The organism is Quatrionicoccus australiensis (genome assembly GCF_020510525.1).
GTDB classification, from domain to species: Bacteria; Pseudomonadota; Gammaproteobacteria; order Burkholderiales; family Rhodocyclaceae; genus Azonexus; species Azonexus australiensis_B.
The window spans coordinates 1,339,922-1,352,427 of sequence record NZ_CP075188.1; the positions used below are offsets into that span (position 1 = coordinate 1,339,922).

General features: G+C 62.9%; 8 protein-coding genes. All 8 read left to right on the forward strand.

Annotated elements, in window-relative coordinates:
- The first annotated feature begins 2 nt into the window (after nucleotides 1-2).
- A complete protein-coding gene (locus KI612_RS06495) occupies nucleotides 3-197 on the forward strand; it encodes an alpha-E domain-containing protein (RefSeq protein WP_226443004.1) in 195 nt (64 codons plus the stop codon).
- Nucleotides 191-1,138 (forward strand): alpha-E domain-containing protein, encoded by a 948-nt coding sequence (locus tag KI612_RS06500; RefSeq protein ID WP_226443005.1) that lies wholly within the window; start codon nucleotides 191-193, stop codon nucleotides 1,136-1,138. Before KI612_RS06495 ends, KI612_RS06500 begins: the two co-directional genes overlap by 7 nt.
- An 845-nt stretch (nucleotides 1,139-1,983) precedes the next feature.
- Nucleotides 1,984-3,111 carry an aminotransferase class V-fold PLP-dependent enzyme gene (locus tag KI612_RS06505; RefSeq protein WP_226443006.1) on the forward strand — a complete coding sequence of 376 codons (1,128 nt, stop codon included), beginning with the start codon at nucleotides 1,984-1,986 and terminating at the stop codon, nucleotides 3,109-3,111.
- A 154-nt stretch (nucleotides 3,112-3,265) separates the two neighbouring features.
- On the forward strand, nucleotides 3,266-6,640 hold the full coding sequence (locus KI612_RS06510; protein ID WP_226443007.1) for a transglutaminase family protein: 3,375 nt from the start codon (nucleotides 3,266-3,268) through the stop codon (nucleotides 6,638-6,640).
- 81 nt (nucleotides 6,641-6,721) lie between these two features.
- A complete protein-coding gene (locus tag KI612_RS06515) occupies nucleotides 6,722-9,241 on the forward strand; it encodes a circularly permuted type 2 ATP-grasp protein (protein WP_226443008.1) in 2,520 nt (839 codons plus the stop codon).
- A gap of 2 nt (nucleotides 9,242-9,243) precedes the next feature.
- A complete protein-coding gene (locus KI612_RS06520; RefSeq protein ID WP_226443009.1) occupies nucleotides 9,244-10,242 on the forward strand; it encodes a transglutaminase family protein in 999 nt (332 codons plus the stop codon).
- Complete coding sequence (locus KI612_RS06525) at nucleotides 10,242-11,501, forward strand: TIGR03862 family flavoprotein (RefSeq protein ID WP_226443010.1); 1,260 nt, start codon at nucleotides 10,242-10,244, stop codon at nucleotides 11,499-11,501. Before KI612_RS06520 ends, KI612_RS06525 begins: the two co-directional genes overlap by 1 nt.
- Nucleotides 11,502-11,611: 110 nt before the next feature.
- The gene (locus KI612_RS06530; RefSeq protein ID WP_226443011.1) at nucleotides 11,612-12,502 is read left to right on the forward strand and encodes a response regulator; all 891 of its coding nucleotides are present in this window, start codon (nucleotides 11,612-11,614) and stop codon (nucleotides 12,500-12,502) included.
- The last annotated feature ends 4 nt before the right edge of the window (nucleotides 12,503-12,506 follow it).

A 12,506-nucleotide genomic window follows, 5' to 3' on the forward strand; every position in this document is an offset into this window, starting at 1 on the left:
TCATGCTGAGTCGTACTGCCGATCACCTTTTCTGGATGTCCCGCTATATCGAGCGGGCCGAAGGCCTGGCTTGCCGGGCTTCAGCGCAGGCTCACATGAGCGAAGCGAATGTTACGCCGGAGCTAAAACCGGGTGGCTTTGGCGCAGCCAAAGCCGGAGGTTTGCGGCCTGCCGTTCAAGGAGAAACAACATGTTGAGCCGTACCGCCGATCATTTGTTCTGGATGTCCCGCTACATCGAGCGGGCCGAAAACCTCGCCCGTCTGCTCGACGTTACCTGGCAGATGTCCCTGGTGCCGCAATCGCTTGATGCCGCCAACCAGAACTGGAACGCCATCATCGCCCTGAACAGCCTTGAGGCGGCCTATGCCAAGAAATATTCGGAAATCACTGCCGAGAACGTCCTGCGTTTCATGGTCAGCGATGCCGACAACTTCGCCTCCATTCACAGCTGCCTGCGCATGGCGCGTGAGAATGCCCACGCCGTGCGTGGCACGATCACCACGGAAATGTGGGAAACCCTCAATTCGACCTGGCTGGAAGCGCGTGAAAAAAGCTTCGAGCAACTTTTGAACGCCGGGATCAGCGAGTTCTTCGAGTGGGTCAAGATGCGCTCCTCGCTGTCGCGTGGCACGACGCTGGGCACGCTGTTGCAGGACAAGGCGTATCACTTCATTCGCCTCGGCACGCTGCTTGAGCGGGCGGACAACACGGCACGCATTCTCGACGTCAAATATCACGTCCTGCGCCCGCACGGTGACGAGGGTGCGACCGACTTCTATCAGTGGGGCGCCTTGCTGCGTTCGGTATCGGCCTTCGAGGTTTATCGCAAGGTTTACCGCGATGCCATCACACCGGAACGGGTTGCCGAGTTGTTGATCCTGCGCGACGACATGCCGCGTTCGCTGCATTTCTGCATGAACGGCGTGGTCAAGAATCTCGATCTGATCGCCAACAGCCATTCCGGCGAAACCCAGCGTCAGGCCGGTTTGCTGCATGCCAAGCTGCATTACGCGCGGGTCGAGGATATTCTCGAGCAGGGTTTGCATGAGTGGCTGACTGACTTCATGGATCACATCTATATGCTGGGGGATGGGATCAGCAAGGACTTTTTGGCGCCGATGGCGGAGGCGGCTTAAGGTTGGTTTTTCTCCAGCCACGATCGGGTTTCGGGTCGTGGCTGGAGTGTCGTCCTCCGTAATTGGGTATTTCGTTGTTTGGCGTGATGTTTCCGCCTTGCGAGCGGGCAGCATCGCGTGTTGAACCGTTGCTTTCCGCCTTGCGGGCGGGCGTACTTTCTTTTGCTTCGCCAAAAGAAAGTAGCCAAAGAAAAGGCGACCCCCGGGTCGGCGCCGGGCGTTGCCCGGTTCCTTGCGCTACTCGGTCGTCCGGGCGGCTTGCTAAACTCGCCTGCGGCTCAGACAGACGCAAGCCGAATGCCCCCGGCCGTCCTGCGTTGCTCAGCGCCTCTCAGGGGGACCCGAAAGGCGTCTCGGAACAACGGCTCTGCCCTGGAAAAAACAAAAAAGGTGTTTTTTAGCGGTCGACCGCTGGAAAACGGCCAAAACCATTTTGAGCGGTTCGGCGGCGACGCTTTTCCGGGTCCCCATGTGGAGCGCCGAGCAACGGAGCTGATGGCGGATAAAGGGCGAGGACTGTCTGAGGGGCGTAGCCCCGAGTTCCGCAGCCCCCGCCAGCAGCGAGTAGCGCAGGGGAGTCGGCGCAGCCGACCGCGTAGCCTGGGGTCGCCTTTTCTTTGCTTACTTTCTTTTGGCGAAGCAAAAGAAAGTGAGACGCCCCGCAAGGGCGGAACCCGCACGTAAAACAAGCACAGCATCTTCCGTAAGCGAGACGGACACCCCGCCGAGCGGAAACCAGCCGCCAATCAAACCAGAACCCACATTTGCCGCGCACCGGAATAGCCCGAAAGCCCCCTTCGGCGTTATCCTCCCGGATCAACAAAAACACCCTCAGGAGCCACCCCATGTCCCGTCTGCTGCCCGCCGTCGACCCCGACGGCCTGCTCGAATATTCCGTGGTCTATACCGACCGCGCCCTGAACCATATGTCGCAATCCTTCCAGGGCACGATGCGCGATGTGTCGCGGATACTCAAGCAGGTCTATGGCGCGCATTCGGTGGCCATCGTGCCGGGCAGCGGTACCTTCGGCATGGAGGCGGTGGCCCGCCAGTTTGCGACCGACAAGAAGGTACTGGTGATTCGCAATGGCTGGTTCAGCTTCCGCTGGACGCAGATTTTCGAGATGGGCCGGATTCCTTCCGAGGCAGTCGTGCTCAAGGCGCAACGCCAGGGCGAGGGAAGCCAGGCGCCGTTTGCGCCGCCAGCGGTCGACGTCGTGGTGGCGGCCATTTTGCGCGAGAAGCCGGCCGTGGTTTTCGCGCCGCATGTCGAGACGGCATCCGGCATCATCCTGCCGACCGCGTATATCCAGGCGGTGGCCGAAGCGGTACATGCCGTGGGCGGCTTGTTCGTGCTCGACTGCATCGCTTCCGGCGCAATCTGGGTCGATATGCAAGTAACCGGCGTCGATGTGCTGATCAGCGCGCCGCAGAAGGGCTGGAGCGCCTCGCCGTGCTGCGCGCTGGTGATGCTGGGCGAGCGGGCGCGCGCGGCAATCGAGACGACGACCAGTACCAGTTTTGCCTGCGACCTGAAAAAGTGGCTGCAGATCATGGAAACCTACGAGGGCGGTGCGCACGCTTATCACGCAACGATGCCGACCGACGGCATCGCGCGCCTGCATGAAGTGATGCTGGAAATGGAAGCCTACGGTTTCGATCGCATCATGGCAGAGCAGCAGGCGCTGGGCGATCAGGTGCGGGCGCTGCTCGCCAGCCAGGGTTTCCCCAGCGTCGCGGCCGAGGGCTTCGGCGCGCCGGGCGTGGTGGTCAGCTATACCAGCGATCCGGATATCCAGACCGGCAAGAAATTCGTCGGTCTCGGTCTGCAGACGGCGGCTGGCGTGCCGCTGCAATGTGACGAACCGGCCGATTACCGGACGTTCCGGGTTGGCCTGTTCGGGCTGGATAAACTGCACAACATCGAGCGTACGCTGCGTCATCTGGCTGACGCATTGGTGCAAGTAAAATAATGCGACAAGAGGTGCGCACCGGCCTGGTGCGCACCAGGTTGAACCAGGCCTTGGCTTGGTGCCTCTGGCTCGGCGCATTGCCAATAATCAATGGCTTACAAGCTGGTTCATGTCTTGCTTTTAAGCTATCAGTCTATTTGCCCGGAGCAAGCCCGTGTCCATTCACGTTGCACTAAATCACGTCACTCATTACTCCTACGATCGCCTGATCAATCTCGGGCCGCAGGTCATTCGCCTGCGCCCCTGCCCGCATTCGCGGACACGCATCCTCTCCTATTCGCTGAAGGTCGGGCCGGAAAAGCACTTCATCAACTGGCAGCAGGATCCGCAGGGCAATTACCTGGCTCGCCTGGTCTTCCCGGAGAAGACCCGCGAATTCCGTGTCGAGGTCGACCTGGTCGCCGAGATGTCGGTGATCAATCCTTTCGACTTCTTCCTCGAGCCGCACGCCGAGAAGATTCCTTTCGCCTACGAGGCCGGCGAGCGCCACGAACTGGCGCCTTATCTGTACAAGGTTAACTACGGCCCCGAGTTTGACAAGTACGTGGCCGGCATTTCGCGCGAACCGCTGCGCAGCGTCGATTTCCTGGTCGCGATCAATGCCCAGGTACAGCGCGACATCGGCTACACCATCCGCATGGAACCCGGCGTCCAGACGCCGGAGGAAACGCTGACCAAGCGTTCCGGCTCCTGCCGCGACTCCGCCTGGCTGCTGGTGCAGGTGCTGCGTCACCTGGGGCTGGCGGCACGTTTCGTTTCCGGCTACCTGATCCAGTTGACCGCTGACGTCAAATCGCTGGACGGCCCGTCTGGTCCGGAAAAGGATTTCACCGATCTGCACGCGTGGACCGAGGTGTATCTGCCGGGCGCCGGCTGGATCGGCCTCGATCCGACCTCTGGCCTGTTCGCCGGGGAGGGCCATATCCCGCTTGCCTGCACGCCGGAACCCTCGTCGGCGGCGCCGATCAGTGGCGGTATCGACAAGTGCGAAACCGAATTCAGTCACCACATGGGCGTTACCCGCTTCTGGGAGGCACCGCGCGTCACCAAGCCCTACAGCGACGAACAGTGGCTGGAAATCGAAAGCCTCGGTCACAAGATCGACGGCACGCTGCAGGAACTTGACGTTCGCCTGACCCAGGGCGGCGAGCCGACCTTCGTCGCGGTCGACGATCCGGATGGCGCCGAATGGAATACCGCCGCCCTCGGTCCGACCAAGCGCATTTTCGCCGCCGACCTGTTCCATCGTCTGCGCGAGAAATACGCGCCGAACGGCCTGATGCATTTCGGCCAGGGCAAGTGGTATCCCGGCGAACAACTCCCGCGCTGGTCTCTGAACTGCTTCTGGCGCAAGGATGGCGAGCCGATCTGGAATTCGCCGGCGTTGTATGCCAATGAAAGTATCAATTACGGCGTTACCGCCGAGCAGGCCGGCCACTTCCTGCGTCGCGTTGCCGAGCGTCTTGGTGTCACCGGCGAGCATGTCTTCCCGGCCTTCGAGGACGTCTATTACTACATGTGGCGCGAGCGCCGCCTGCCGGGCAATGTCGATCCCTTCGATTCGCGTGTCGACGACGCACTGGAGCGCGAACGCCTGATGAAGGTATTCACCCAGGGCATGACGCATACCATCGGCTACACGCTGCCGATCATGAAGAACCTCGCCGACCAGTGGCAGACCGGGCCGTGGTTCCTGCGTGCCGAACGCTGTTACCTGTTCCCCGGCGATTCGGCCATGGGTTACCGCCTGCCGATCGACTCGCAGCCGTGGACGGCACAAAGCGATTACCCCTACGTCAATGTGCCGGATGCCGAAATGGCGACCGATCCCTTGGCGACGCACGCCGAACTGCGCGAGCGAGTCAATGCGGCACGTGCCGCCCGCGGGCCGCAGATGCAGGACAGGCGCAGCAGTTCGGCTGCCGGCTTTGCCGAAGTGCATGGCAAGGGCCGCGCCTGGGAAAAGCCGAGCGATACTCGTCCCGGCTTCAAGGAATCCGCCGCCTGGATCACGCGCCTCGCGATGTGCGCCGAGCCGCGCGACGGCAAGCTCTACATCTTCATGCCGCCGACCGAGAAGCTCGACGATTACCTGGAAATCGTTGCTGCCGTCGAGTCGACCGCTGAGGAAATGAACCTGCCGGTGATCATGGAAGGCTACGAGCCGCCGTCCGATCCGCGCCTGACGCATTTCCGTGTGACGCCCGACCCCGGCGTCATCGAAGTCAATATTCACCCGGCCAAGAGCTGGGATCAACTGGTCGAGCAGACGACGCATCTCTACGATGCGGCGCACCTGACCCGCCTGACCACCGAGAAATTCATGGTCGACGGCCGCCACACCGGCACGGGTGGTGGCAATCACTTCGTGCTCGGCGGTGCGACGCCGAACGACTCGCCCTTCCTGCGCCGCCCGGATTTGCTGAAGAGCCTGATCGCCTACTGGCACAATCATCCCAGCCTGTCCTACCTGTTCTCCGGCCTGTTCATCGGCCCGACTAGCCAGGCGCCGCGTGTCGATGAAGCGCGCAACGACTCGCTCTATGAGCTGGAAATTGCCTTCAAGCAGATCCCGCAGCCGGGCGGAATGCACGCAAACTCGGTGCCGCCCTGGCTGGTCGACCGTATCCTGCGCAACTTGCTTACCGACGTGACCGGCAATACGCACCGTTCCGAGTTCTGCATCGACAAGCTCTATTCGCCGGACGGCCCGACCGGGCGCCTCGGCCTGCTCGAGCTGCGCGCCTTCGAAATGCCGCCGCATGCGCGCATGTCGCTTGCCCAGCAACTGCTGCTGCGCGCCATGATTGCGCGCTTCTGGGAGCAGCCCTACGAGCCGGCCCGTCTGGCGCGCTGGGGTACCGAGCTGCACGACCGCTTCATGCTGCCTTTCTATGCCGAGCAGGACTTCAAGGACGTCATGCAGGAAATGACCGAGGCGGGCTACCCGTTCAAGGCAGAATGGTTCGCACCGCATTTCGAATTCCGTTTCCCGAAGTACGGCGATTTCGCCGTCAAGGGCATCGAGTTCGAATTGCGCCACGCGCTGGAACCCTGGCATGTCATGGGCGAGGAGGGCGGCGCCGGGACCACGGTGCGCTACGTCGATTCCTCGGTTGAGCGCGTCCAGGTCAAGGTCAAGGGCATGGCGCCGGATCGTTATGTGCTGACCTGCAACGGCGTGCCTGTCCCGCTGCAGAATACCGGCATCAACGGCGAATTCGTTGCCGGCGTGCGTTACCGTGCCTGGCAGCCGGCTTCCTGCCTGCATCCGACCATCGGCGTGCATGCGCCGCTGGTTTTCGACCTGGTCGATACCTGGATGCAGCGTTCGCTGGGCGGTTGCCAGTATCACGTGACGCATCCGGGCGGGCGCAGTTTCGATACCTTCCCGGTCAATGCCTTCGAAGCCGAAAGTCGCCGTCTGGCCCGCTTCTTCCGCTTCGGCCATACCCCGGGCAAGATGTCGGTCGGGACACCGCAGATCAGCGCGGAGCACCCGTTTACGCTAGACTTGCGCCGTTCCTAACCCTTCCAGATGCGGGTTGCGGCTTTCGGGCCGCACAAAAAAGGGCCGGAAACGGCCCGCCCGCATTGCTTGACTGGCTGAATGGCCCGCACACTCCTCGCAATCTACCCCCACAGCGCTCGCCGCTACGATGAAATGCTCGACGCTGACGGCACTGTCCGTCCGCACTGGCGGCAGTTCTTCATTCATCTTGACGCGGTCGCGCCTGACGAAATGCATCGTCGCCTTGATTTCGTCGATCGACGGATCCAGGAAAACGGGGTCACCTACAACGTTTACGCCGATCCCAGCGGCGCCGACCGGCCGTGGGCGCTCGACCCGCTGCCGCTGATCATCTCGGCAGAAGAGTGGGCCGAAGTCTCGGCTGCGGTCGCGCAACGGGCAACCCTGCTCAATGCCATTCTGGCCGACCTCTACGGCGAGCAGAAGCTGCTTGCCGAAGGCCTGCTGCCGCCGGCGCTGGTCTATGGCCAGCACGGCTATCTGTGGCCCTGTCAGGGCATCAAGCCGGCCGGCGGTGTCTGGCTGCATCAATATGCGGTCGATCTGGCGCGTTCGCCGGATGGTCGCTGGTGGGTGATTGCCGACCGCACGCAGGCGCCGTCCGGGGCCGGTTATGCACTGGAAAACCGCCTGATCGTTTCGCGCGTTTTCCCGGAAATGTTCAGCGACCTGCACGTGCAGCATCTGGCCGACTTCTTCCGCGACCAGCAGGATGGCCTGGCTGCCATCGCACCGGTCGACGCAGGCGAACAGCCGCATATTGTGCTGCTGACGCCGGGACCGTACAACGAAACCTATTTCGAGCACGCCTATCTCGCGCGTTATCTCGGCTTCCCGCTGGTCGAGGGGCAGGATCTGACGGTGCGCGGCGATACCGTTTATCTGAAGACCCTGCGCGGCCTGAAGCGGGTGCATGTCATCCTGCGCCGGCAGGATGATGACTACTGCGATCCGCTTGAGTTGCGCGGCGATTCGGCGCTTGGCATCCCCGGGCTGCTCAACGTGGCGCGCGCCGGGCGTGTTGCGATTGCCAACGCGCTGGGCAGCGGTCTGCTGTCGTCCGGCGCGCTGATGGGCTTTCTGCCGGCAATCTGCCGCAAGCTGCTCGGTGAGGAACTGGCGATGCCCTCGGTGGCGACTTGGTGGTGCGGCGAAAAGCCGGCCCTGGAATACGTGCGCGAAAACTTCGACGATCTGGTCATCAAGCCGGCTTACCCGACGCAGCGCATGGACCCGGTGTTCGGGCATGAACTGGAAGGCGCGGCGCGCGAGGAAATGCTGCGCCGTATCGAAGCCCGGCCGCATGCCTATGTCGCCCAGGAAATGGTCGATCTGTCGCAAGGCCCGACCTGGAGCCGTTCGCACGAGCGGCGCCTGCTTGCCCGCCCGGTCGGTCTGCGTGCATACGCAGTGTCCTCGGCCGATGGTTATTCCGTGATGCCGGGTGGCCTGGCGCGCGTCGCGACCGGTGCCAATGCCCGCATCATCTCGATGCAGCGCGGTGGCGCCTCGAAGGACGCCTGGGTGCTGACCGATGGCCCGGTCAGCGAATTCACGCTGTTGAAGCCCTCGGTCGGGGTGCGCGATCTGGTCCGGGCCGGCGCCAACCTGACTTCGCGCGTCGTCGAGAACCTGTTCTGGCTTGGCCGTTACTCCGAGCGTTTCGACGACAGTGCCCGCATGTTGCGGGTTGCCTTGAGCCGGGTGGTCGAGTCGGGTGGCGAGAAGACGCCGGCCCTGACTTCGGCCATGGAAATGGCCATGCTGATCGGTATCCTGCCCAAGCCGGAAGAGGATAACGAGATCAAGGAAGGCAGCGAGCATGTCCTGCTCGAGGCAATTTACGATCCGGATCAGCCGGGCAGCCTGGCCGGCAATATCCGCAGCCTGATGTGGGCGGCGACGCATGTGCGCGATCGCCTGTCGCTCGATCACTGGCATTCGCTGAACCGTCTGCAGCGCGAGCAGCAGACCGCGCTGAAGGCGCATCCGACCCTGGTCGAGGCGATTGCCTTCCTCGATCGCGTCCTTGGTGTTTCGTCGTCGCTGACCGGGTTTGCGATGGACAACATGACGCGTGATGACGGCTGGCGTTTCCTGATCATCGGTCGACGTCTCGAACGCCTCTCTTTCCTGGCGCAGGCGATTGCCTATTTCCTGACCATGGCATCGACGCGCGGACCGGGCAGCCTTGAATGGCTGCTCGAACTGACCGACTCGATCATTACCTATCGTTCGCGCTACTCGCGTCTGCCCGAGTTGCTGCCGGTGCTCGACCTGCTCGTTTTCGACAACAGCAATCCGCACGGCGTGGCCTTCCAGGGCGGCGTCGTGGCGCGCTATCTCGACCGCATGGCACGCGATCTGGGTGACGACAGCGGCAGTCTGCTGCCCGATGTGCTGGCCCGGTTGCGCGAATTCGACATGAGCAAGCTCGAGCATGCGCAACTCGACAGCAGTCGCGCCGACTCGCCCTGCGCCGAACTGGCCAAACTGCTGCGCGAGCTTGATGCGGCAGCCGTGAAGTTGTCGGACTGGCTGGGCATGCGCTACTTCACCCATGTCGGCGATGTCAGCCGGCAAACGATGGCGCTCTGAGCATGGACAAGACTCCCGTCCGCTATCACGTCCTGCACGAAACGACGTACGACTACGGCTGCAATATTTCCCTGTCGCAGCAGCAACTGCATCTCTCGCCGCGCATCCTTGCCTGGCAGCAGATCGAGGAGCAGTGCATCACGATCAAGCCGGTGCCGACCTGGCGTCGCGATGGTCAGGATGCCTTCGGCAATCCGGTGACCTGGATGGCTTTCCATGCACCGCATGACAGTCTGCGCATCAGTTCGGTGATGGCGGTTGCGGTCATGCCGCATCTGCCGGTCGATCTGGAAAGCTCACTGCCCTGGGAAGAAGTGCGCGAACGCCTGGCCTACGATGCTTCGGCGCCGAAGCCGGAAGATCTCGATGCGACGCGCTTCCTGTTCGAAAGTGCCCACGTCCGCATCAAACATGAACTGGCCGATTACGCGGCCGACTGCTTCCCGCCGGAAACGCCGGTGCTGGTCGGGGCCCAGGCGCTGATGGCGAAAATCTTCCGCGAGTTCAAATTCGATCCGGAGGCGACCACGGTGTCGACGCCGGTCATGGAAGTTCTCGAAAAGAAACGCGGCGTTTGCCAGGATTTCGCTCACCTGATGATTGCCTGCCTACGCGCGCTCGGCCTGTCGGCACGCTATGTCAGCGGTTATCTGCTGACCCGGCCGCCGCCCGGCAAGCCGCGCCTGATCGGCGCCGATGCCTCGCATGCCTGGGTTTCGGTGTATGCGCCGGGCTTCGGTGACAATTGGGTGGACTTCGATCCGACCAACAACCTGCTGCCCGATACCGAGCACATCACGGTCGCCATCGGCCGCGATTTCGGCGACATCTCGCCGCTGCGCGGCATCATCCTTGGTGGCGGCGGGGCCGAACCGGAAGTGGCCGTAACGGTCACGCCGCTCGACGAGGAAGAGTTGCTGCCGGAACTGGCCGGCAAGGCGCCCGCCAAGGCGGCGGAAAAAGTGCCGAAGGCGCCGGAAGCCGACGTCGAGGAAGCCTGATGCCGCGGATTGCCATCATCGGTGGCGGTCCGGCGGGCTTGATGGCGGCGGAGGTGATTGCCGCCGCGTCTGAAAATTGCCCGTTCGGGACGGTCGACCGTCTGGAAGTGCAGGTTTTCGATGCCATGCCCTCGGTCGGTCGCAAATTCCTGATGGCCGGCAAGGGCGGCATGAACATCACGCACGCCGAGCCGCTGCCCGCTTTCATTGCCCGCTACGGCGAGCGTAGCGGCGAAGTGGCTGCCTGGCTGGCGCGTTTCGGCCCGGCTTCGCTGCGCGACTGGATCCATGGCCTGGGTATCGAAACCTTTGTCGGTACTTCCGATCGCGTCTTTCCGACCGACATGAAGGCGGCGCCGCTGTTGCGTGCCTGGCTGCACCGCCTGCGCGAGCTTGGCGTGCAATTCCATGTCCGGCATCGCTGGCTGGGCTGGACGGCCGAGCGGACATTGCGTTTTGCGACGCCGGCCGGCGAAATCGAATGCATCGCCGATGCGGTGGTCCTGGCGCTGGGTGGTGGCAGTTGGGCAAAACTGGGTTCGGATGGCGCCTGGGTGCCCCTGCTGCTTGAACGCGGCGTTGCCGTTGCGCCGCTGAAACCGGCCAATTGCGGTTTCGATGTGGCCTGGAGTCGGCATTTCAGTGAGCGCTTTGCCGGTCACCCGGTCAAGCCGGTGGTCGCCTCCGTTGCCGGGCTGAGCCGGCAGGGCGAGTTCAACATCACGGCGGGCGGTATCGAGGGCGGTCTGGTTTATGCGCTGTCGGCGCCCTTGCGCGACGCCCTGGAACGGGACGGCAAGGCGGCGCTGACGCTCGATCTGGCGCCCGGGCGTACGCTGGAGCGACTGAGCGCCGATCTGGCGCGGCCGCGCGGGCGTGATTCCCTGGCCAATCATCTGCGCCGGCGGGCCGGTCTGGATGGGGTCAAGGCCGGCTTGCTGCGCGAATTGTGCCCGCCCGAGGCGTTGACCGATACGGCCAGCCTGGCTGCGGCGATCAAGGCGCTGCCCTTGCCGGTGCAGGCAGCCCGACCGATCGATGAAGCGATCAGCAGTGCCGGCGGGATTCGCCTGGCAGCACTCGATGCGCGCCTGATGCTGGCGGAGCTGCCAGGCACCTTTGCGGCGGGAGAAATGCTCGACTGGGAGGCCCCGACCGGTGGCTATCTGCTGACTGCCTGTTTCGCCAGTGGGCGAGTGGCCGGTGAAGGTGTCCTCGACTGGCTGGCAGGCTGGGATCAGCAAGGTATTTCCGGGTAAGTTTTTAGCCAAACTGAACTTTGGTACATGTCCCAGAAGTGTTAAATCCGCTAATCTAGCGCGCATTCACTGTCGATAGCATCGGCGGAGCGATAACCGGGAGAACCGCCTTGACGCAGACGTGCATACTGGTCGTTGATGATGAGCCGATTGGCCGCGAAACGCTGGCGGAAAATTTGAGCGAAGAAGGTTATGCGGTGGTCGAGGCGGACTCGGGAGAGGCCGCCTGGCGCCTGATCGATGCCGATCCGGAGCGCTTTGACGCGATCCTGCTTGATCGCATGATGCCCGACATGGACGGCATCGAAATCCTGCGCCGGGTCAAACTGCGGCCGGACATGATGCACGTGCCGGTCATCATGCAGACCGGCATGACGGCGGATGCCGATGTGCTCGAAGGCCTGCAGGCCGGTGCCTATTACTACCTGACCAAGCCTTTTTCCGCCGATACGCTGCTGGCGATCGTCGCCGCCGCGACGCGCGATTACCGCGGCCACAAGGAACTGGCGGAGGCGGTGCAGCGCCAGAGCAGCACGCTTTCCTGTCTGGTCCAGGCGCGCTTCGTGTTCAATACCCCGGAAGAAGCGCGTGACCTCGCCGCCCTGGCCGCCAATGCGGCACCCGATCCCGGGCGTGTCGCACTTGGCCTGTCGGAGCTGATGCTCAACGCTGTCGAGCATGGCAACCTCGCCATTGGCTATGACCAGAAATCCAGGCTCATCGAGGATGGCAGCCTGCATGAGGAAATCAGCCGGCTGCTCGAGCAGCCGGAGTTCAACGGGAAATATGCCGAACTCGAAATCGAGCGTAGCGCTGGCGAACTGGTTTTCACCATTCGTGACCAGGGGGCCGGTTTCGACTGGCAGGCTTATCTCGAAATGAGTCCGGAGCGGGCTTTTGATACCCATGGCCGGGGTATCGCCATGTCACGCATGATCAGTTTTGACAGTCTTGAGTATCGTGGTCGCGGCAACGAGGTGAAGGCGCTTATCCGGCTTTGAGCCG

Bases quoted from the DNA above. Each gene is read 5' to 3' on its own strand.
- KI612_RS06520 (WP_226443009.1), top strand. From the start codon at position 9,244: ATGGACAAGACTCCCGTCCGCTATCACGTCCTGCACGAAACGACGTAC.
- KI612_RS06505 (WP_226443006.1), top strand. From the start codon at position 1,984: ATGTCCCGTCTGCTGCCCGCCGTCGACCCCGACGGCCTGCTCGAATAT.
- KI612_RS06515 (WP_226443008.1), top strand. From the start codon at position 6,722: ATGGCCCGCACACTCCTCGCAATCTACCCCCACAGCGCTCGCCGCTAC.
- KI612_RS06525 (WP_226443010.1), top strand. From the start codon at position 10,242: ATGCCGCGGATTGCCATCATCGGTGGCGGTCCGGCGGGCTTGATGGCG.
- KI612_RS06495 (WP_226443004.1), top strand. From the start codon at position 3: ATGCTGAGTCGTACTGCCGATCACCTTTTCTGGATGTCCCGCTATATC.
- KI612_RS06500 (WP_226443005.1), top strand. From the start codon at position 191: ATGTTGAGCCGTACCGCCGATCATTTGTTCTGGATGTCCCGCTACATC.